This is a genomic window from Candidatus Hinthialibacter antarcticus (genome assembly GCA_030765645.1).
Lineage (GTDB): Bacteria > Hinthialibacterota > Hinthialibacteria > Hinthialibacterales > Hinthialibacteraceae > Hinthialibacter > Hinthialibacter antarcticus.
This window is the reverse complement of record JAVCCE010000015.1, coordinates 208,116-230,825: the sequence shown is the minus strand read 5'-3', so window position 1 is coordinate 230,825 and position 22,710 is coordinate 208,116. Positions and strand designations below refer to the sequence as shown.

Here is a 22,710-nt window from a genome sequence, read left to right as displayed (position 1 = left end):
GACAATGAAAAAAAAGTCTTATAGTAAGATAATTAAAAATGTGTCCGCATTCAGTTTTCATCACTGTTTCTATCATTGGTCCGCTGCGGCGGATCCGGGCGCGCGCAACGGATATCATTATGACAAACGCTCTATTAAATCAGTAAGGATAATAAACCTATGGATTACGCATCCCGGCAGGCGGCGGTTCGACGAAAAGTAGAAGAAGCAGGCGCGGATTGGTTTTTTGTGACCAATCTATTCAATATCCGCTATTTGTGTGGTTTTTCTGGCAGCCACGCCTATTTATTTGTTGGGCGCGACCGCCTGGTTTTCATCACCGACGGGCGTTATGACCAGCAGGTTCGTCAGGAAGTCAAAGGCTGCGAAGTCGTCATTCAAGGCACGCGCAAAGACCACGAAGCCGCCACTGACGCGCTGGGCGACCTGTCGAACGCGCGGGTCTTATTTGAATCGGGGCATTGCACCTTCTCGAAATTTCAACAGTGGCAGGAAAAACTGCCCGCCAAAGAATACATCGGGCAGGACGGCATCGTTGAATCGCTGCGGGTGGTGAAAGACGACGACGAAATCGACGCGCTGCGCCGCGCGTTAGCGGTCGCCGAAGAGGCGCATCTGAAATCGCTCGGTTTTCTCAAAGAGGGAATCACCGAGCGCGAGCTGGCGCATTTTCTCGAAGACGAAATGTGGAAAGGCGGCGCCGAGAAGGAATCGTTCGATTCGCTGGTTCTATTCGGCGAGCGCAGCTCGCTGCCGCACGGCAAGCCGTCGAACCGTAAACTCAAAAAAGGCGACATTGTTTTGACTGACTTTGGCTGTTTGCTTAACGGCTATTGCTCCGATATAACCCGTACGGTGTGTTTCGGCGAGCCTTCGGACGAGGTGCGCTCGATGTATGCGGCGGTGCTCGAATCGCACCTGGCGGCGGCGGACGCGATCCAGGCGGGCATGACCGGCAAAGAGGCCGATTTGAGTTCGCGCCGCGTGATTGAAGCGGCGGGGCGCAAAGACCAGTTCATCCACGGGCTGGGGCATGGCGTCGGGCTAGAGATTCACGAGTCGCCGCGCCTGTCGTACATCGCGGAGGGCGTCTTGCAGGCCGGGCACGTCATTACCATTGAGCCGGGGGTGTATGCGCCTGAAATCGGCGGTATCCGCCTGGAAAACATGGCGGTGGTGCGCGAGGGCGGCTGCGAAGTGCTCAATCAAACCCCGATTGATTTGCGGGTGATTTAGTTTTCGGCTTTCCCCCTCGCCCTCTGGGAGAGGGCTGGGGTGAGGGGCGGCTTTTTTCGTAATTCTTGATAAGGGCGTGCTCGCAAGCAGCCCGCCCTGCAAAAAATGGAGATGCGCAATTTGAGCCCCCTTTATTAAGGGGGGTGGCGCGAAGCGCCGGGGGGGGATCAAACAATGCTGATACGGAAGCATTCATCTCAAAGGGGAACCATTATGTTCCGAACTTCATTACTCATTCTTATTGCATTATTCGTCACGACAATCACCCACGCACAAGAAGCGCCGGAGGGCTACCAACTGGTCTGGTCGGATGAATTTAACCAGGACGGCGCCCCCAATCCCGAGAACTGGATCTACGAGCGCGGGTTTGTACGCAACGATGAATTGCAATGGTATCAGCAAGACAACGTCCGCTGCGAAGACGGCTTGCTGGTTATCGAAGGCCGCCGCGAGCGTAAATCCAACCCGCGCTATGACGAAAACAGCCGCGACTGGCGGCGCAACCGCCCCTACGCTGAATACACTTCGGCCTGCGTCCTGACGCGCGGCAAACACGACTGGCAGTATGGGCGCTTTGAGGTTCGCGCGCGCTTTGAAACCGAGCCGGGGCTGTGGCCCGCTATCTGGATGCTGGGCGTTTCGGGCGAATGGCCGGCCTGCGGCGAGATCGACATAATGGAATACTATCGCGGCATGGTTCTCGCCAACGCCTGCTGGGCCAGCGGGCGCCGCTGGCAGGCAATTTGGGACGACAGCAAGACGCCGATGGAGAAATTTAACGATCCTGAGTGGGCGTCAAAATTCCACGTCTGGCGCATGGATTGGGACGAAGAACGTATCGACATTTATCTCGACGACAAGTTGCTAAACACAATTGACCTGACCAAGACGGTCAATCAAGACAGCGCCAAGAAGAACCCGTTTCACCAACCGCATTACTTATTGTTAAATCTCGCCGTCGGCGGGACTAACGGCGGCGACCCATCAGAGACGACGTTTCCCACGCGCTATGAAGTCGACTATGTGAGGGTGTATCAGAAAACGGAATAGCGTACGAACAAATTCATAAAAAATACATCAGTGTCATTGCGAGGAGGCTAAAAGCCGACACGGCAATCTCACCCATCAATAAAGCGAGATTGCTTCGCTTTGCTCGCAATGACACACACTATACGTTGAGGTGAATCCTAAAACGAAATAGTGAACGGTTTTGGGTGGCAAGGGCAAGGCGTCGCGTAGCGACGGCAGCCCTTGAAATATTGCTTGAATGCATTGCTTTGTTTGTGCTGTTTTGATATCCCCCCCTGGCGCTTTCAGCGCCGTCCCCCCTTAATAAGGGGGGCTAAAAGTCTTAAGTCAATGACATTGGGATCGGTGGGGGGGGGGAAGGAAAATCAAAACGAAATCGTGAACGGTTTGGTGTACCACGCGATGATCTCGGGTCCAAACAACAAACAGCAATACGCGCCCAGCGCCAGATAAGGCCCGAAGGGAATCTTGCCGTATTTCTCTAACTTGCCCGCCAGCTTCATGCTGATTCCGACGATGGAACCGAAAAACGCAGCGAGAAAAATGCACAACAGCGCTTCTTGCCAGCCGAGAAATCCGCCCAGAAACGCCATCAACTTCACGTCGCCGAAGCCCATCGCTTCCTGTTGAAAGATGAGGGTGCCGATCGCGCGGATCGACCAGATCAGGCCGCCGCCAACCACCAGCCCCAACAGCGCGTCAGGGAATGTCTGCACCAGCGCCATCGGGAACCAGCCCGTCCATTGCGCGAGGGCCCCTATCGCCAGCGCGATAAAACTCATCGGGATCGACAGCTCGTCGGGGATGTATTGATGGTCCCAATCAATGCCGGAGATAATCAGAAGGTCAGAGACGAGAAATAAATAGAGAAATACCGTCGGGAGCGACGCGGCGGTCCCCCCGAAGCGCCACACCACGCCCATGAACACCAGCGCCGACAGCAATTCAAAAATGATATAACGCGGCGGGATGCGCAGCTTGCAGTTGGGACATACGCCGCCGAGCAGCAGGTAAGAAAACACCGGGACGTTGTTGTACCAATGAATCGGGGTGTCGCATTGCGGGCAGTGCGAGCCGGGCGAGACGATGGATTGATCTTCGGGAATGCGCACCACGCAGACGTGATAAAAACTGCCCGCCGCTACGCCAAACACGCCCGCGCAAAACACGAAAAATTCCAATGGAATATTTTGAAAAAAACCGTCCATCAATCAGAAGCCCATCTCGCTCGAATATTGCTGTACTGTAGAATGGGAACCTGCTTCAACAAAGATGCGTGGATTTGCCCGCCCCAACAATGCAGTTATAAATTTTAACCTGAACCGTTTGGACTAGACGGATTCATTGAAGGTCGCCAAGATGATTGGTCGTACCATCTCTTAAGCGTACAGGCTTCGTATGGCGGAATTTACCTACGATCAACCTTTTGGAAAACCGGAGGTCATTTCACTCATGACGAAAGACCATGACCCGGAGTGCATTTTTTGTAAAATTGCGGCCGGGGACATTCCAACCGAGTTCGAATATGAAGACGAGCGCGTCGTCGCTTTTCACGATATCAACGCGCAGGCGCCGCTTCACGTTCTTATTATTCCCCGCAAACATATTCCGCGTGTGGGGGATATCCCTGACGATGAGGGCGATCTGCTGCAGGCGATCAATCAGGCGGCGGCTGCCATCGCCAAAAAACGCGGCGTTTATGACGAAGGCTATCGGCTGGTGATCAATTCCGGCGATAATGGCGGACAAACGGTCTACCATCTTCATTGCCACTTGTTGGCGGGGCGCTTTATGCGCTGGCCGCCCGGCTGAGATTGTTGAGAATACAATCTGTCGAGAAGCCATCTCGTTATCAATCGTTTTTGAATAGAGAATTAAGCATATCACATTTAGATAAACCAACGTTGGCATGGGTGCAATTCTGGGAGCGCCTGTGCATCAGGGCCTGAAAGCCCGCACTGAAGCGAGCAGAGTTGTACCCATGCGTTTCGCAACAAACGGTCAAATTGTTAAAAAATGGTAATTAATTTGGGTGGCGCCAGCAAGACAATTTAAACGCGCGTTCGTTTAATACAGTGATACGTCGCTTTTGGTTTGAAGGAATCTAATGATGCGTTCATTTGTTTGGCTAGCGTTGGCATGCGTTTTCATCACGGGCTGTATCGCGCCTGAAGAATCTCAGCGTGAAGTCGCCAATCAACAGATTGAAAACCCAACTACGACGCCAATCACCGCGCCTACATTGACTGCGACGCCTACGCCGCAGCCGACCGTGACTCCTGCGCCGCAGATTACTTACGATGACCGCCGCAAACTGTACGAGGCCCTGCTTGAAGCCGCAATGCTGGAAGAAAAAAATAAATTTGCGGAGGCTGGCGAAGCCTATAGCAAGGCCCGCGAACTTCAACCCAAATCAGACTACCTCGGCGCCCGCGCGGGCGAAGCCCTGCTGAAAAGCGGTAAAGTCGATGAGGCCATCCATGTGGCGGAAGCCCGGCTGCTCGAATCGCCGGACGATCTCGACTTACATCGCGTTTTGGCGTTGAGTTACGCCGAAAAAAAAGATTGGGCGCGTTCGATTGAACATTACCAGATCATTTTGCAGGATTCACCCCGCGATCTCGAAGCGCTATTTGAACTGTCGAACGTGTATGAACGCGCCCGCCGTTTTGATGACTCGGCGAAACTATACCACCAACTGATTGAGTTCGATCCCGCCCGCGAGCTGGAATATCGCTACCGCGCCGCGTTGTTGTATTCGCGGGTTCGGCGCTTCCCGGACGCGCTGACCGAATATAACCGCATTGCGGAACTCTTGCCTGACTACTATGACGCGCATGTGAAGATTGGCGAACTCAACAGCCTGATCGGCAACGCAGACGCCGCCATTGAAGCGTTTTTGAATGCGTTGAATCTGGTTGACGGCGCCAATGAAGAACTGCGCATCCGCCGCTTGCTGGGGTTGCTCTATTTTCAGCGTGAATCATGGCGCGAAGCGTCGTTTCAATACAAGAGAATTAAAGAGTTAGACGCAGACGACCTGGATGCGTCGCGCAATCTGGCGCTGATTGCCGTCAAAATGGGCGATACCGACGCCGCCGTCGAGCAGACCGAAGCGGCCGTCAAACAAAAACCCGCCGACTATCGCCTCAATCGGCTTCAACTCGAAATTTTGCAAACCGCCGACCGCAACGAAGAGGCCTATCAGCGCTTTTTGAGTGGATTTGAACGCGCACTGGCGCAAGCCAACGAGCGCAATGTCAATTCATTTTTACTAGACCTGATTCATCGCAATTCATTTAAGACGCTCGAGACGCATGGGTTGCTCCCCCGCCTGTATGAAATTCTCAACCAAGCCGCCGCGTCAAATCCCGAACCCGTCCGTCTGGTGTTCTCACAAGCGGCGGTTGCCAATTATTTGGGTTACGACAACGAATTGCGCGGCTATCTATCATCGTTAATTAAGCAACTGCGTCAGGCGACGATTGCAGAGAATGAAACCCGGGTGCTGCTTTTGTTGGAACAATTTCAATATCGCTCTTATTTGCGTCATGCCTTGCTGCGCTTAAATCTGTCGTCGGACTTGCTCAGCGCCATGATGAGCGCGACCTTGGCGTTCCCCAATCAACCGTCGGTCTGGCGGGGGCTGGGGCTGGCGCATTCTGACCGCGAGGAGTGGTCGGAGGCGGGGCAAGCGTACTTAAAAGCCTTGCCGTTGTTGGATATTTCGTCATCTCAACATCGTCAGGCGAGCTTTCAACTCGCGTATGTTTATGATAAACAAGACCGCCTGGGAGATGTAGAAACCGTCATGCGCGAACTCATCGAGCGCTTTCCTGGCGACCCCGAGGCGTATAACTATTTAGGCTACACCTTCGCCGACCGCAGCCTGAAAGTCGAAGAAGGGCTGGGGCTGATCGAAAAGGCGCTGCATATTCAGCCCAATAACGGAAATTATATCGATAGTCTGGGTTGGGCCTATTTTCGTTTAGAAAAGTATGACGAAGCGATTGACCAACTCGAACGCGCCGCCAAAATAGAAGAAGACCATCCCATCATTCTCGATCACTTGGGCGATGCGTACGCAAAAAAGGGAATGACGGAAAAAGCATTGCAGGCCTGGCGACAGGCGCTCGACGCAGGTCCTGATTATCCATTTGAGTTTACGCCGGACTTTCAGCAAGCCCTCTTGGACAAAATTCACCGTTTGGAGTAGTAACCGCCACCGTGATTGATTTATTACCGTCTGACGCCGTCGCCCATCTCAAAACGTGTATTTCTGAAAAGCGCTATGAGCATTGCCTTGGCGTGATGGAAACCGCGTTTGACCTGGCGGACGCATGGGGCCAATTTAAGATTGACCGTACGCATTTGGCCTGGGCGGCGCTCTTTCACGATTGCGCCAAAGAACTCAACAAAGAACAGCGGGCGGCCCTGCCCACCAACGGACGGGTGGTCTACGGCAAGGAATTGATGCGCTTGCCGACTTTAGCCCATGCGCCGCATGGCGCCCTGATGATGAAAAATACATTTAATATTGGCGACTATGGCGTCTTGATGGCAGTGGCCTATCATCCAACCGGACACCCCAATTTGACCCCGCTGGGTTGGATCGTGTATCTGTCGGATTATCTGGAACCGGGGCGCTCGTATTTTGATTTTCGCGAAGACTATTTAGAAACCACTCGAAAAGACCCGCTGGCTGGCTTACGATTGGTGTCTGATTCAAAAATTAAGTCGGTTCAAGACAAGGGGCGCCTGGTTCACCCAATCGCCTATGAAGTCAAGACATATCTAGATTCATTACAAAAATTATAAAAATATTAAATTTAAAGTTGATTCACCGAATTTCTATGTTTGTATCAAAAATTGACGTAAAAAATGACGAGACCGAGACTTTTTGGTTTGTAAGACGTTTTTAGGGAGCAGGCGTGAAACGTATTCGTTCGATTGAATCAGGGCTTCCCGCCCTTCCCAAATAGATTTATCTGGACTTACAATACACACAAACACAAGGGCTTTGTAAAATGGCACGTGGAAAGAAAAGCCGAAAAACGACGGAAACACCGCCGCCAGCGTCTGTAGCGCGTCCTCAAGAAGTTGAGAAAAAGGGCGTGGTGCATCGGCGTTTTTATTTTTATGACTACATCGTCGTCTCAATCTTTTTTGTTGCATTCGCATATTTGCAAAAATTCGTGACGATGAAGTTTTTAGGCAACAGCGGACTCGATGACTTAAAATTTGAGAAAATCGCCGTCGATTTCTTTTTCGATACCTTATGGAAGGGTTTTTTAGTGGTCGCGCTTTTGGTCTTTCTTCACGATTTCTTTTATCGTGACGTTGAAGACGACAACGCGACATAAGAAGCCTGTTTGTTTAAGGTAACGCTCTCTTTCTCAGCCGTGGGACATCGCTCTTGCCCATGAGCTGATAATGGTATTTGCCCCGTATCCGTTACGCATTGTGACTGGCCGCGCGATGGCTGAGATTGATCGTATCTCAATCGAAGATCGCGGTGTGCCCGGTCAACAATTAATGAACCGCGCGGGGGAAAGCGTCGCCCGCCGCATTCTTGCGTCTGTTCCTACCAGCCAATTATTCGACTCTGCCATTTTGTGCGGACGCGGCAACAACGGCGGCGATGGGTTCGTCATTTCCCGAATTTTACATAAAGAAGGCTATTCGCCTCAAGTTGCGCTATTGGCAAGCGGCGCCGCTCTCAAGGGCGACGCCCAAAAAGAATATCAACGCGCCCTCGAATGCGGTGTTTGCGTTTATGAGTGTGAAACTGAGGCCGATTTAGACGCATTTCTTGAGACGGCCTGTCGCGCTCAAGTCTGGGTGGACGCCCTGCTTGGTACGGGGGCGTCTGGCGCGCCGCGCGGCTTGTTCGCCAAGGCGGTGCAGGCGATGAATGCGCGGGCGAAGCACTGTTGGGTCGCCGCCGTTGATGTGTGTTCCGGTGTGGACGCCGACAGCGGCGCGGTCGCAGGCGACGCCGTATACGCTGACGCGGTCTACACCATGGGCTTGCCCAAGGTGGGGCATGTCTTGCCGCCGGGGCTGAATTATTATCAATCGCTCGAAGTTCTCGATATCGGTTTTCCGCTTGATTTGATGCAAGCCGCTGAATCTTGCGCGGAGTTGCTGCAACCTCGCCAAATTGATGATTGGCTGCTGCAACCGGGGCGTTCGTCTCATAAAGGCTCTAAAGGCCATGTGTTGACCATCGCGGGTTCGCGCGGCATGACTGGCGCGGCGCTGTTGTGCGCCAGGGCGGCGGTCAAAATGGGCGCGGGGCTGGTGACGGCTGCGTGTCCGGCGTCTTTGCTGCCGCTGTATGCAAACGGCGTTTGGGAAATGATGACTTTGCCAGTGGATGAAACCGCCAGCGGCGCGTTTTCGCAGACGGCGTTCGATCAAATTGACTTTGCCCGCTTTGATGCGGTGGTGATTGGCCCTGGATTGGGACGCGACGAAAGTACGCAAGCGTTGGTGAAACGGGCGTGTCGAGAAATCAAGCAACCGTTGTTGATCGACGGCGACGGGCTGTTCGCTCTTTCGTTGAGTGATCTCCAGGCGCGGGCTGCGCCCTGGGTGATTACGCCGCATCCCGGCGAAGCGGCGCGGCTGTTGGAGTGTTCCACTGCGGATGTACAAACCGACCGTTGGGGCGCTGCACAGAAACTCGCTGTCGGCAATGGGGTGGTCGCGCTCAAAGGCCCCAAGACGCTTGTCGCAAAGGCGGGCGAGCCGCATTTGGTGAATCCCACCGGCAATCCCGCGATGGCGTCGGGCGGCATGGGCGACACTCTCGCGGGCATGATCGGCGCTTTGTTAGCGAATGGACTGGCGCCTCAAAATGCTGCGGCCTGCGGCGCTTACCTGCATGGGTTGGCAGCGGACATTATCGTTGAAGAATCCGGCGCGGAGTCATTGGCGGCGGGCGAAATTTCCAATGCGCTCCCTGCTGCGTTAGCGGCGGTGCGCAATTCTTGTAAACAACGCGCAATGATTTGCGCGTGATGACATAGATAGAAAGGATGTATCAATACCATGGAATATATTCTTGCTGTAGTGGGGCTGCTAGTCGGTTTGATTATCGGCTTCGTTCTGAATAAATCGATGATCGCCAAAGAAATTGGCAGTCTGGAACAATTGGGGGCCCGTATCCGGGAAGAAGCGCAAAAAGAAGCGGCGACGATCCGTCAGGAAGCTGCGTTTGAAGCCAAAGAGCAGATGCTTCGCGACAAGACCCGCATGGAAGAAGAAGAACGCAAACGCACGAAAGAACTCAACGAGATTGAGAAAAAACTTGACCGTCGTGAAACGCAAGTCGAAGAACGCAGCGGTCAAATTGAAAAACGCGAAAAAGAAACACAGGAACTCTCCGTTCGTTTAGAAAAGAAAGATAAAGACCTCGAAAAGAAAGAAACTGAACTCGATCAACTCATCCATGAAGAACGCACCCACTTGGAGCGCATTTCAGGATTGACCTCAGAACAAGCCAAAGACTTGCTGTTGAAATCACTGGAGTCGGACGTTCGCCGCGACGCGGCGCGCATCATCAAAGAGATTCTTGATGACGCCAAAGCCAATGCGTCGCGCGAGGCGGCCCGGATTGTTGTCGAAACCATGCAGCGCGGCTGCACCGAAGTGGTCAACGAAACCACCGTATCAACCGTCGCGCTGCCGTCAGACGAAATCAAAGGCCGCATCATTGGCCGTGAAGGACGCAATATCCGCGCCTTTGAAACCATCACCGGCGTGAACCTGATTATCGACGATACGCCCGACACCGTGGTCATGTCGGCTTTTGACCCCATCCGCCGCGAAGCCGCCCGCCAGACGCTGGAAAAACTCATCGCCGACGGACGCATCCACCCGGGCCGCATCGAAGAAGTCTACGAAAAAGTCATGAAAGATATGGAAGAAGACATGCGCGAAGCCGCAGAGCGCGTTCTCTTTGACTTAGGCATTCTCGATATGAACCCAGAAATCGTGAAAGTGCTAGGACGCCTGAAATACCGCTATTCATACGGACAAAACCAACTCTATCACGCCCGCGAATGCGCCTTTATGGCGACGGCGCTGGCAGAGGAACTCGGCCTCAATACCGAAATCGCCAAGCGCGGCGCGTTGCTGCACGATTTGGGCAAGGCGGTCGACTTTGAACGCGACGGCACTCACGCCTCGATTGGCGCGGACATCTGCCGCAAATTCGGCGAACGGCCTGAAGTCGTGAACGCGGTCGCGGCCCACCACGAAGACGTGGAGTTTGAAACCGCTGAAGCGATCCTCGTCCTGGTTGCTGACTCGATTTCCGCCGCGCGCCCCGGCGCCCGCCGCGAAACCATCGACCATTACGTCAAGCGCTTAGAAAAACTCGAAAGCATCGTTACCTCATTCACCGGCGTGGAAAAATGCTTCGCGATTCAAGCCGGACGCGAAGTGCGCGTTGTTGCGCTGCCGGATGAAATTGACGACCAGGGTTCGGTCAAAATGGCGTATGACATTTCTAAGAAAATCGAAGATGAAATGGATTATCCGGGCCACATTAAAGTGACGGTGATTCGTGAAACGCGCTCGGTGGCCTATGCACGTTAGGATGGCCGCTCGATTGATTAGGAGATGCGCGTGAGTGCAGATGATAACGGGAATGCCCTGAATATTCTGTTTATTGGAGACGTATTTGGCCGGCCGGGGCGCGAAGTCCTGGCCCGCCGATTGCCTCAATTACGGTCGCAGCACGGCGTCCATTTGTGTATCGCCAACGGAGAAAATTCCGCTGGAGGCAAAGGGCTGACCTACGACGTCGCGCAGCAATTTTACGATAGCGGCGTGGACGCGATCACCCTGGGCAACCACTCGTGGGACAACCGCTCGATCTTTTCGTTCATCGACCATGACAAGCGCATCGTGCGGCCCGCCAATTACCCGGAGGGAACGCCCGGGCGCGGCGCGACGGTGGTGAAAGCTTCCGACGGAACGCCGGTAGTGATTGCGCAGTTTTTGTGCCGCTTGTTTATGAACCCCATCAATTGTCCGTTTCACGCCGCCGATGAAGTGTACGATCAATATGGTTCGCACAAAGTATTTTTTATGGATCTGCACGGCGAATCGACCTCCGAGAAAATCGCGATGGCGTGGCGCATGGACGGACGCTATAGCGCCATCGTCGGCACGCATACCCACGTACAAACCGCCGATGAACGCATTCTGCCCAACGGCACCGCTTTCATCACCGATGCGGGCATGACCGGTTCGCATGATTCGGTTATTGGTATGGACATCGACACGGCGGTGACCAGTTTTGTGTCCGGTATCCGCCAACCGTTTCGTATCGCCAAAGATAATGTGAAAATCATGGGCGTTCTGGTCAAAGTGAATAAAGAAACCGGGTGCGCCATTAAGATCGAGCGCATTCAAACCAACGGCGCACTGCCCGACACGGAGCACGCCTGATGAACCAGGAAGCGCCCATGCGCCCGCCGTTGTCAGTGTCTGAATTGACGGACGAAATTCGTCAGTCGCTGGAAGAACGCTACGAGTGGGTGCAGGTGCAGGGCGAGATTTCCAACTTCAAAAAAGCGCCGTCCGGGCATGTGTATTTTAATCTGAAAGACAAAAACGCGGTGCTCTCTTGCGTCGCCTGGCGCAGCACCGCCTCGCGCTGGAGCGGGCTTGATCTTCATGATGGACGCGAAGTGGTGACGGGCGGGTCGATTACGCTTTATCCGCCGCGCGGACAATATCAGCTGGTGGTCAATTCGATCCGCCTGGCGGGCGTGGGCGCCTTGCAGCAAGCCTTTGAAGCGCTCAAACGCCGCCTCGCCGATGAAGGGCTGTTTGACCCGGATCGCAAGCAGTCGCTGCCCGACTGGCCAAAACGCGTTGCGGTGATTACTTCGCCCACGGGCGCGGCGGTGCGAGACTTTATCCGAACCCTGCGGCTGTCGCGATGTCCGATTGAAGCGACGGTGTGTCCGGTGCGCGTACAGGGGACCGAAGCCGCGCAAGAAATCGCCGCCATGATTAAGGCGGTCAACCAAAGCGGGCGCTTCGATATGATTGCGCTGATACGCGGCGGCGGCAGTCTAGAAGATTTGTGGTCCTTCAATGAAGAAATCGTCGCAAAAGCGATATCCGCTTCCAAGGTTCCAATCATAAGCGGCGTCGGGCATGAAATTGATTTCAGTATCGCCGATTTCACTGCGGACTATCGCGCGGCGACCCCAACGGCGGCGGCGCAGGTTTTATGTGATATCTATGACGTCCATCGCGGGCGCCTGCAACTCGCGCGCGAACGCTTGTTGCGAAACGCTTCCAATGCGCTGCAAAGCGAACGCGGACGGCTCAAGGCCATGCGTGACGCAGTGAAAACACGACATCCCCGCGCGATGGTGTTTCAAGAGCGCCAGCGTCTTGATGACCGCGCAGAGCGCTTTCAACAATGGATGACATCGACCATCCAACAAAAACGCGCGGCGCTGCAAGACCGCCGCGCATCGTTACAACGCGTGTTTCGCCATGGTTTTGCATTAAAGCGCCAGTCGCTCGAAACGCTGTCCGGCTTTTTGCGCAGCTATGACCCGCATAAAATGATGGAACGCGGCTATAGTATCTGCCGCCGCCAAGATGGAACCCCGGTGTTACGCGCCAATGAAGTACAGCCCGGCGAACGCATTCGGGTGCAGATGGCGAACGGCGCGCTTGGCGCCGAGGTCAAAGAGGTCGAGATCAATGACGAAAAAAACTGACAAGCCTTTCGATTACGAAAAAGGCATGGCGCGGCTCGAAACCATCATCGAAGAATTCGACGAGGGCGGCCTGTCGCTCGAAGCCATGGAAAAATCGTTTATCGAAGGCATGGAACTCATTCAAAAATGCTCGGAACGGCTGAATCAAGTCGAGACCCGCGTAAATAAATTGACAGAAGAACAACAAGGTGAGACCTGGAGCGAAGAGCCGTTTGACGATCAGGAATGATCGTCGCCCCGGTTAGCAACAAGGAAAGGAAGTAAATGGCCGTGAGCGCCGCCAAACAAGACCAATCGCAGTGTAAAACCTATCTCAAACAACGTCGCATTGAGATCGAAGACATATTGTGGAAACTGTTGCCTAAGCCGGACGGCGTGGCTGCAAAACTCAACGAGGCCATGCGCTATCCGCTCGAAGCGGGCGGCAAACGCATCCGTCCGCTACTGGTTTTAATCGGAGCGGATTTTTGCCGGGGCGTCTCCGGCGAGAACCTCTACGCTGGAAATTACTGGGACGGCGTTGACGGCGAATTGAAAGAAGCGCTGCTGGTTTCGGCCTGCGCGATCGAAATGGTTCACACCTATTCGCTGGTCCATGACGACTTGCCTTGCATGGATGACGACGACCTGCGGCGCGGGCGCCCGACCTCGCACAAGGTGTTTGGCGAGGCGATGGCGGTGCTGTCCGCCGACGCGCTTCACACCTTGGCGTTTCAATTGCTCGCCAGTGTTCCCGAATGCTTCGCCGAACGTAGTTACTATGTAGCGCGTGAGCTGGCGGTCGCTTGTGGATATCCCGGCATGGTCGCGGGCCAGGTGGTTGATTTGGAATATGAGAACAAACCCGGCGATGAACAAATTCTAGAATATATTCACATGCACAAAACGGCGGCCCTGATTCGCGCCGGATTGACCATGGGCGCCCACATGGTGAAAGGCAATGAGCGCGATTGTCGTATATTAAAAGAAGTCGGCGAAAAACTTGGTTTGATCTTTCAAGTGGTTGACGATATCTTGGATGTGGTCGGTGATACGGAAGCGCTCGGAAAAGAAGCCGGAGCAGACGAAAAACATGGTAAACTGACCTATCCGGCTTTGATCGGTCTCGAAAAGTCGCGCGGGCGCGTCCAATCGCTCAAAAACGACATCCTTTCACTGTTAGAACCGGAAGGCGACCGGGCGACTGTGTTAATTGACATCACCAATGAGTTGGTCGAGCGCGAGAGCTAGCACTTTCTCTCGATAGATGATGCAGTCATACTATTAGATTCGGCGAAAACGATAAAGGTAAAGGTTTAGGTAAAGAACGAATGGTTCTTGAACGCATCAACGGTCCAGAGGATCTAAAGACGTTAGACTCCAACGAATTGGAGTTGCTTGCGGAGGACATCCGCCAACAGATTATTGATGTTGTCAGTCAAAAAGGCGGACACCTTGCGCCCAATTTAGGGGCCGTTGAACTCACCATCGCGCTGCACCGGGTCTATGACAGCCCCAAAGATAAAATGGTGTGGGACGTCGGACACCAATCCTATCCGCACAAACTGTTGACCGGGCGCCGCGATGAGTTTCATACCATTCGCCAATATGAAGGGCTGAGCGGGTTCCCCCGCCGCTACGAGAACCCCCACGACGCCTTTGGCGTGGGCCACGCCAGTACGTCGATCTCAGCCGCATTGGGCATGGCGACGGCGCGCGATTTAAAGGGCGGCGACAATAAAGTGGTCGCCATCATCGGCGACGGCGGCCTGACTGGCGGCGTGGCGTATGAAGGCCTCGATCACGCCGGACACCTCGACTCGGATATTCTCGTCATTCTCAACGATAACGACATGTCGATTGCCCCCAACGTGGGCGGCATCTCACATTATCTCAACCGCATCATCAGCAGCTATTACTACAACAAAATTCAGGGCGATATTGATAAGGTCATCGAAAAAAGCCTGGGCGACGCCATCCGCACCCGCATCAAAAAGGTGCAGGAGAGCATCAAGTCGTTGATTGTTCCCGGCGTGTTTTTTGAGGAACTCGGTTTCCGTTACTTCGGGCCAATCAACGGGCATGACGTTCACTTATTAGAAGAAACCTTCAAGGGCATCAAAAAATTGCCTGGGCCGAAGTTGCTGCACATCATCACCGAAAAAGGCCACGGCTATAAATACGCCGCTAGCGACCCGGCGATGTGGCACGGCGCCAAGCCGTTTGACATTGATACCGGCAAGCCGTCGGCGAAAAAATCGACGACCGAAAAGCCCTCGCCTCCCGCCTATACCAAGGTGTTTAGCGACGTGATTTGCAAAATGGTTGACAAGGACCCGCGCGTGGTCGGCATCACCGCAGCCATGCCAGGCGGCACCGGGCTCTCGGCGCTGCAAGAACATGCGCCCGACAAATTCTTCGACGTTGGCATCGCTGAACAACATGCGATTCTCTTAGCGGCGGGCATGGCCTGTGAGGGCATTCGCCCGGTCGCGGCGATTTATTCCACCTTCTTACAACGCGCTTACGATCAGATTTACCATGATGTGTGCATCCAGAACCTGCCCGTGATCTTTGCCTTAGACCGCGGCGGCGTGGTGGGCGACGACGGCGCGACTCACCAGGGCTTGTATGACATTGCGTATTTGCGCACGTTTCCCAATATGGTGGTGTCGGCGGCGTCGAATGAAAAAGAACTTTCACAGCTGCTCTGGACGGGCCTCAATCATAACGGGCCTTTTGCCGTGCGTTATCCGCGTGAAAACGGTCAGGGCGTTGAATGGTCAACCGAAGAAGAGCCCTTGCCGATTGGTAAAGGCGAAGTGGTCCATGAAGGCTCAGAGGTTGCGATTCTTGCCTATGGCTTCATGGTCAACATGGCTGACCATGTCGCTGAGCATCTTCAAAAAAGCGGCATTAACCCGACCATCGTGAATATGCGGTTCGCCAAACCCATTGATGTTGAAATGTTGAAAGAAATGGCGAAAGACCATCATCATTTCGTGAGTTATGAAGACCACACCATCGCGGGCGGGTTTGGCGCGGCGGTTTCAGAAGCGCTGCACGACAATGGATTAGAAAACATTCCATTGCTGCGGTTGGCGATTCGCGATGAGGTCGTTGAACATGGCCCCCGCAAAGTGGTATTCGCCGACCATGGAATCTCTCCCGACTTGGCCGCCAAGCGAATTGAAGCGTTTGTGCAGTCAAAAGCTTCGGCGCTCATTGCTTAATGAGCGTCTCGTTTCAAATATGAGCATTTGCTTGTAAGTTGGAGTGCAAGCAATTCCTTCTGCTTTTTCATGCATCTGTTATACTTGTATGTACAACTGCGTGGTGAAAAAGCATGATGTCAAACTTTCCGTTATTTTCCCGTCGTGAAATCCGCTTTCTCATTATCTATATTCTTTCCAGTATTCTTTATTGTTCTGTCGTCTATATTCTTTGGCGATTCTTTTCCGCAAGCATTTCTGATGAAATGCTTGCGATTATTGCTTTACCAATTTTATACAGCGCTTACCATTTTCGCCGCAATACCTTTTACGCCGTTACCGCGATTTCATACATCGGCTGCTTTCTATTTATGCAGGCGGTATTCGAGGGCCTCGTATTACATGATTCCTTGATGATGCTACATGTCGGCATCATTGTACTCTTTGTTTCGGGCTTATATGTGAACCGGGCCATCGGGGACCTACGCCGGTATGAGCGTTCATTATCTGATGAACGCGACAAGTTGTTTTCAATTCTCTCTCATACTCCTGACCGCATTGCAGTAACGGACGAAGATTTTAATATCGTCTTTGTCAGTCAAAATGTAGAAAAACTGTATAAAGGCTGCGTCGGCAAAAAATGTTATGAAGCATTTTGCAACCGCTCATCTCCTTGCTGTGTAGATTGCTCTGTCCAGGAAGTGATACAAAAAAAACGTGATCATTTTTATTTCAGCCACCCGTTTGTTGAACGGAACGTGAACGGCGATGACAGCGAACCGGCTGAAAAAATGTTTGAGTTCCATGCGTATCCGATCCAGTTGGACGGTAAGCAATGCGTCGTTGAATTCGCCCGTGACATCAGCGACCGGATGTTTGCGGAGGCGGAATTGCGCAAGAGCCAGCAAAAACTGGTCGAGCGCGAAAAAATTTATCGTGACGCTATCGAGCTGGCTGGCTGCGTCCCCTATTACCTGAATTACGAACGGGATGACTATGATTTTGTTGGATCAGGCATCAAAAAATTATTAGGCTATGAGGCCAGTGAGTTTTCACGTGATGCGTGGGAGCGGTGTGAGAAAGAACTGTTTTTGTTAGACGACTTAAAAGCCACGCCCGCTCTAGAAGCGGTCGAGGCCGTGAAAACTGGCAAAGAAACTCACTGGCATGCGCACTACCGGGCCGAAACCAGGACGGGTGAAGAGCGCTGGTTGTCTGACTCCGCCGTTCAAATTAAGAACGACCAAGGAATCGTGATCGGTTCCATCGGTCTGCTTCAGGATATTACCCAGCTGATTTCGCAGGAGAAAGACCGAATCCTGCTCGAAACCGCGATTGAGCAAGCCGCCGAAAGCATTGTGATTACTGACAGCGCAGGGCGTATTATTTATGTTAACCCGTATTTTGAGCAGGTGACAGGGTATACGCGCGCTGAAGCATTAGGCCAAAACCCGAGAGTACTAAAAAGTGGAAAACATGACTGCGGCTTTTATGAGGAGATGTGGAAGACATTAACGGCAGGGAAAGTCTGGACCGGCGTTTTGATTAATAAAAGCAAAACCGGAGAACTTTTTGAAGAAGAAGCCACCTTGTCTCCAGTGGTTGACTCGTATGGAACCATCGTAAATTACGTTGCCGTGAAACGCGACGTAACAGAGAAAAAGCAGTTAGAACAACACCTGCGCCAATCGCAAAAGATGGAAGCGATTGGTTCGCTCGCCGGCGGCATCGCGCATGATTTTAACAATATTCTGATGGCTACGATGGGCTATGCGGAACTGGTGCGGTCTCAGTTGCCGCAAGGGGGGGAACTGTATAACCAACAGTCGAACATCATTAAAGCCAGTATGCGCGCCAAAGAATTAATCAACCAGATTCTTTCGTTTAGCCGCCAAACCGAGCAGGAAAAACAATCTATCCACTTAAGCCCAATCCTAAAAGAAGCCTTGAAGTTGCTCAGCGCTTCGATCCCCAAAAATATTACAATCCTCAGTGAGATCGAGTCGGATGATATTTGTATTTTTGGCGATCCGACTCAGATGCACCAAGTGATGATGAACCTGTGCACCAACGCCTATCATGCCATGCGCGACCGCGGCGGCGTGTTGTCGGTCACGATGAAATGCGAACCGGCGCCCATTACTCAAACGACGGAGCGAAATTCGACGCCGGGTGAAGAACGCTATTGCGTCTTAAAAGTCAGCGACACTGGCGTGGGCATGGACGAGCAAACGATGGAACGCGTCTTTGAGCCGTATTTCACCACCAAGAAAAAAGGCGACGGTACCGGGTTGGGGTTGTCGGTGGTGCATGGCATTGTGAAAGACCATCACGGATTCATTGATATCCAAAGTGAAGTCGGAGGCGGGACAACCGTGACCGCGTCTTTCCCGTTATTGCCAAATAAGGCTGAAAATCCACAACACAGCGAACCGTTGTTGCCGGTAGGCGCTGGCGAAACCATTATGATTGTTGATGATGAATGGCCTATTGTCGAAATGCTAAAACTTTCGTTATCGCAATTGGGCTATCGAGTGGAGGGCTTTGTTTCATGCCGCGAAGCGCTTGAGGCGTTCAAGGCAAACCCCCGTTCGTATGACATGGTGATTACCGATATGTCGATGCCGCATCGGTCGGGCATTGAGGTCGCGCAGGAAATCGCTCAAATCCGAGAGGATGTTCCTGTGGTTCTTTGTACGGGGTATGTTGGTCCTGAACATGAACGGATGATTGCCGATGTCGAGATTGCTGATGTTTTATTAAAACCCGTGCTTCAAAAAGATGTCGCCAAATCGGTTCATCGTTGTCTTCATCGCCCCACATTACATTGATGCGTCGCGCGACCTGTTCGACCGAAAAATCAACCAGCCCCAAATCAGAGTCGCGATGGCTGCGATTAACGAAACGACCGCTCCTAAGATAAAACTCGCGGGTTGATACACCAGTTCGATCTGGTGCGCCCCCGCTTCGACTTTGACGCCCCGGAAAAAGTAATTGATCCGTTGAATCGGCTGCGGGCGCCCATCGACGTACGCCTTCCAACCGGGATAGGCGATTTCGCCAAATAGAACCGTCCCGCCTGATTCCGAACTGCCGGAGGCCAGCAGGCGGTTGGGGGTTGGCTCATCCACCAGCCACACTTGAGCAACGGAAGCATCGTTCGCCGCCGGGTCGTAGGTCTTCTCAAATAATTCTTTGACCGGGTCTGCGGGTATGTTTTGTTCACGCGGCTGAATGAAGTCGGTTCGCGTCAACGCCGGGCCGTTGGGGTAGCGGGTGAAGGCGATTGAATCCGGCCCCTGCCATTGAAATGTTTCTGAGCATTGCGTGGTTCCTTTAATCATGACGAACGCGTGAGACAGGTGTTTTCGGCTGTCAGGTTCGAGATGATATTCAAACTGCGAGCCATTTTCACGCAACAGATCAACCGTTTTCCGTAACAATAAATCCGTCCCTTCGCCGCAGAGCGCGCCGAGAATGTACGTCCCGTCGGGCGCGTCCTCGATGAATTCGCGCATACGGATATTTTCCGCAGGCGGGTCTTTGACGTAAGAATTTTGCGGATTATTTAAATCAAGATCATCCGCCAAGTCAAAATTCTCTGAGGCAATAACCTTCTGCGCGCCCGCGTTGTAGGCGACCAGGTTATAGCCGCGTTTGTTCAGCGAATGGTCAACGCCGCCGATGAGAATGCCCGCCTTGCCGACCTGCATGTCACCGTCGAGCGACTCCCAGGGTTGGATGGATGAAAACACAACCATCGGCGCGACAATGGGCGGCGTTTCTGTGGCCGGAGGTACCACGCCCGCGTATTTCCAGGGAGCAAAACGCGTATCATGGATGTCTTCAAATAACCGGTACCAGTCTTCGGCGAAAGTGCCTGTCGCGATCCAGTCGGGCTTGGGCTGTTGCGATTTACTGCCGCTGATATACATTTTTTTGTTGGATTGAAGCACGAGCGCTTCGGTAGCGGACGCGACTTCCAGGGCGGAACCCAGCGGCGCCCCTTTGACGCCGACCACAGCGTGAGCGAGGCGAAACGTGGTTCGTACATCCACCGAAGCGCCAATGGCGCGGAACACGCCCAGGCCTTGAGCGAGTAAATGGTCGCTGGCGTTATCGCGCACGGCGGCGAACACGATGCGCCCTTCCGGCACGGATTCGATAAAATTCGCCATCCGTTCATGCTCGGGGTAACCGGGCACGCTGATGCTGAACATCAAGTTGAAATAGCCCTTCTTTTCGATCATGCCGGTTTTTGGGTGCGCCACCGCAAAATAATAACCCGCTGCGGAATCATCCGGCGGGACCAGTTCGTCAAACACATTCTCGCCGTTGATGATGAGATAGGCGCCATGCTTGACCGCGTTGGCGGACGCGCTGGCGAGCAGAAACGGTTTGCAAAAGACGGCGTCTTGCGCCGGGACTGGCTTCGCGTTTGTCGCGTCATCCGTTTCAACAAGAACTACATCGTTGTAGGGGAACGATTGCAGCGCCAACAGTTCGCGCTGCGTTTCTAAATCGGTTTGGAACACATCGCGGGTTGCGCGGGCGCGAATGGGCGGCGTCTGAGAGAGATATAAAAACGGCAGTCGCCATTCGTACTCTAACGGTAATCGGCGCGAATCGTTCACAATGGCGCCGACGCCGCACATTTGTAATAACGTGAGGTTGGGGTTGTCAGGATTTACCAGAGCTGTGTCTTGCCGCAGCGACAGGTTGATTTGCGGCGTCAGCGGCGAGTTGCCGTCGAGTTCATAAAACCCTTGCGCGGCGCCGTGATATTGATTGCGAATACCGCCGCCGCCGAGAAATACTTTCGCGCGGTGGTTCCAGGTGAGGCTGCGCACTTCATCCACCAGCGGGTCAGCCGGATAGCCGCCGGCGCCGGGCGCGAGATCGAGATTGCGGTAATGAACGCCCAGGTCGATCCAGGCCAGCGCGATGATGCAGACCGCGAACGCGGTGGGCGGGCATTTGCCGGTTTGGACGAGACGCAGCAGCAAGAAAAACGCTCCAGCGAAAAACGCCAGCCAGATCACGCTAATCAAAAGGCGCTGAGAAATTTCATCGGTGGCAGCGCCGCCGCCTGCGTTAATGGTATTCATCAATACAACTAGCAACAGAACAATAATAAGCAACGCCCCCGCGCCGGAAACCACGCGGTAGAACAGACGCGCTTCGTTGGAGTCGTGCATACGCGCAGCATTTGCGCGGACCCAATCCAGCCCGGCGCCCGCAAAAAAGGCGACGGGCAAACTGGCGAAATAGATCCAGCGGCTGGGGGCCCGGACCCAGGCCACGCCGGGAACCAGTACGTAACTGATGTCATAGAGAAACATCCATTCGCCCATCGAAAGGCCAATGGCGATCAATCCAGACGCCAACAAATATTTTTCAAAGGCGTTCAAGTTGCCCCGCAGCACGGTGAACAGCGCCAACAGGAGCGGAATGATTCCCCAATAGAACACTTCCACCTGCGACCAGTTGCGTAAGGCCTCGGGCAACACGGCGTCGATCAGTTCATACGGCGGCATGGAAAATTCGGTGCTGCGCGCGAATTGCCCCGCCTCGGCGCGTTCACCCAACGCAATCATTTCAAGCGTGGGGAACCACTGCGCGGCAGCGATAGCGAAGCCAACGGCGAACGGGACCGCAATGGGCAGGCAGCGTTTGAATAAGACGGCGGCGGTGCGCGGCGCGTCTTGGGTTTGCGTCCAGACGCCGTAGAGCATCCGCGCAATTAAGAGCAACGACATATAGAGCGCGGCCTGTGGGTGTCCGGCCAAAAATGCCAGCGCCAATAAAAGCGTCATCGGCCATAATGAGCGTGCCTGCGGCGAACGCGCCCAGCGTTCCGCCCACAAGAGCAGCCACGGAAACCAAACTAACGCAAACAACATATTCGTATGTTTTTTATGGGCGCAGTGGAACCCGCAAAAGGTAAACGCAATCGCGCACAGCGCCGCGCCCCAGGGCGACAGGCCTATTTCACGCGAAAGACGGTAGGCGCCCATGCCCGCAATGAAGAGATGCAGCATCACGGTCAGCTGCGCAATCAGGTACGCGGTTTCGGGCCAGCCGATGAACGGCGCCATCAGCCAATGGAACGGATAGAAAAAACCCGCCTCGCAATTGGCGACGCCGGGCCAGCCGCCGAATTGATAGGGGTCCCACAGCGGCAGGCTGCCTGACAGCGCCGTGCGGAACATGCCCATGCGGGTGGCGAAATCTTTGATGAGAATGTCGTCGGTGAAGTGCATGCGGTCGGCGGCGAAGGGCGTCCACACCCGCCACCAAAACAGCGCGATCATCGCCGCCAGCGTGAAGGCGAACACCCATAGTTCATTTGTGCGGTTTTGCGTCTGGTTCATAGTTAGCCCGGGTTCTCATTCGCTCTGGTCTTTTGGCTTACGAAAGCGTACTCCGTATTTGCCCGCTTTGTAAACGATTAAGAATACACGAAGCTTTGTCAAGCGAAAACACAGGCGACA

16 protein-coding genes are annotated in these 22,710 nt (G+C 53.8%); 14 read left to right on the top strand and 2 right to left on the bottom strand.

The features are described 5' to 3' along the window. The first annotated feature begins 159 nt into the window (after nt 1-159). Together P9L94_05515 and P9L94_05510 are read left to right on the top strand one after the other, a co-directional pair. Nucleotides 160-1,236 carry a Xaa-Pro peptidase family protein gene (locus P9L94_05515; GenBank protein ID MDP8243521.1) on the top strand — a complete coding sequence of 359 codons (1,077 nt, stop codon included), beginning with the start codon at nt 160-162 and terminating at the stop codon, nt 1,234-1,236. Nucleotides 1,237-1,449: 213 nt separating this feature from the next. Beyond that, nucleotides 1,450-2,286 carry a glycoside hydrolase family 16 protein gene (locus P9L94_05510; GenBank protein MDP8243520.1) on the top strand — a complete coding sequence of 279 codons (837 nt, stop codon included), beginning with the start codon at nt 1,450-1,452 and terminating at the stop codon, nt 2,284-2,286. 344 nt (nt 2,287-2,630) lie between these two features. Here P9L94_05510 and P9L94_05505 read toward each other — a convergent pair whose 3' ends face one another. Beyond that, nucleotides 2,631-3,473 (bottom strand): prepilin peptidase, encoded by an 843-nt coding sequence (locus P9L94_05505; GenBank protein MDP8243519.1) that lies wholly within the window; start codon nt 3,471-3,473, stop codon nt 2,631-2,633. 244 nt (nt 3,474-3,717) lie between these two features. On the opposite strand from P9L94_05505, the gene P9L94_05500 reads away from it, so the two are divergent. The 12 genes from P9L94_05500 (at nt 3,718) to P9L94_05445 (ending at nt 19,047) form a co-directional block, all read left to right on the top strand. Next, nucleotides 3,718-4,077: a histidine triad nucleotide-binding protein gene (locus tag P9L94_05500; GenBank protein MDP8243518.1), complete on the top strand. Its 360-nt coding sequence runs from the start codon at nt 3,718-3,720 to the stop codon at nt 4,075-4,077. Nucleotides 4,078-4,372: 295 nt separating this feature from the next. Then, nucleotides 4,373-6,481, top strand: coding sequence for a tetratricopeptide repeat protein (locus P9L94_05495; protein MDP8243517.1), 2,109 nt, complete (start codon nt 4,373-4,375; stop codon nt 6,479-6,481). Nucleotides 6,482-6,492: 11 nt separating this feature from the next. Further along, nucleotides 6,493-7,083, top strand: coding sequence for a bis(5'-nucleosyl)-tetraphosphatase (symmetrical) YqeK (gene yqeK / locus P9L94_05490; GenBank protein MDP8243516.1), 591 nt, complete (start codon nt 6,493-6,495; stop codon nt 7,081-7,083). 209 nt (nt 7,084-7,292) lie between these two features. Further along, the gene (locus P9L94_05485; protein ID MDP8243515.1) at nt 7,293-7,628 is read left to right on the top strand and encodes a hypothetical protein; all 336 of its coding nucleotides are present in this window, start codon (nt 7,293-7,295) and stop codon (nt 7,626-7,628) included. Between the two features lie 70 nt (nt 7,629-7,698). Then, nucleotides 7,699-9,291: an NAD(P)H-hydrate dehydratase gene (locus P9L94_05480; protein MDP8243514.1), complete on the top strand. Its 1,593-nt coding sequence runs from the start codon at nt 7,699-7,701 to the stop codon at nt 9,289-9,291. 30 nt (nt 9,292-9,321) lie between these two features. Continuing rightward, nucleotides 9,322-10,872: a ribonuclease Y gene (rny, locus tag P9L94_05475; GenBank protein MDP8243513.1), complete on the top strand. Its 1,551-nt coding sequence runs from the start codon at nt 9,322-9,324 to the stop codon at nt 10,870-10,872. A 30-nt stretch (nt 10,873-10,902) separates the two neighbouring features. Further along, nucleotides 10,903-11,730 carry a TIGR00282 family metallophosphoesterase gene (locus tag P9L94_05470; protein ID MDP8243512.1) on the top strand — a complete coding sequence of 276 codons (828 nt, stop codon included), beginning with the start codon at nt 10,903-10,905 and terminating at the stop codon, nt 11,728-11,730. Then, nucleotides 11,730-13,025, top strand: a complete 1,296-nt coding sequence (gene xseA / locus P9L94_05465) for an exodeoxyribonuclease VII large subunit (protein ID MDP8243511.1) — start codon at nt 11,730-11,732, stop codon at nt 13,023-13,025. The genes P9L94_05470 and xseA overlap by 1 nt, the downstream gene beginning before the upstream one ends. Then, nucleotides 13,009-13,254 carry an exodeoxyribonuclease VII small subunit gene (gene xseB, locus P9L94_05460; protein MDP8243510.1) on the top strand — a complete coding sequence of 82 codons (246 nt, stop codon included), beginning with the start codon at nt 13,009-13,011 and terminating at the stop codon, nt 13,252-13,254. Before xseA ends, xseB begins: the two co-directional genes overlap by 17 nt. Before the next feature lie 35 nt (nt 13,255-13,289). Continuing rightward, complete coding sequence (locus tag P9L94_05455) at nt 13,290-14,255, top strand: polyprenyl synthetase family protein (protein MDP8243509.1); 966 nt, start codon at nt 13,290-13,292, stop codon at nt 14,253-14,255. An 80-nt stretch (nt 14,256-14,335) separates the two neighbouring features. Then, nucleotides 14,336-16,237, top strand: a complete 1,902-nt coding sequence (gene dxs, locus P9L94_05450) for a 1-deoxy-D-xylulose-5-phosphate synthase (GenBank protein MDP8243508.1) — start codon at nt 14,336-14,338, stop codon at nt 16,235-16,237. Nucleotides 16,238-16,350: 113 nt separating this feature from the next. Next, nucleotides 16,351-19,047: a PAS domain S-box protein gene (locus P9L94_05445; protein MDP8243507.1), complete on the top strand. Its 2,697-nt coding sequence runs from the start codon at nt 16,351-16,353 to the stop codon at nt 19,045-19,047. Here the strand turns inward: P9L94_05445 and P9L94_05440 are convergent. Next, complete coding sequence (locus tag P9L94_05440; protein ID MDP8243506.1) at nt 19,039-22,590, bottom strand: interleukin-like EMT inducer domain-containing protein; 3,552 nt, start codon at nt 22,588-22,590, stop codon at nt 19,039-19,041. The two genes, P9L94_05445 and P9L94_05440, sit on opposite strands and share 9 nt — an antisense overlap. Nucleotides 22,591-22,710: the final 120 nt, after the last annotated feature.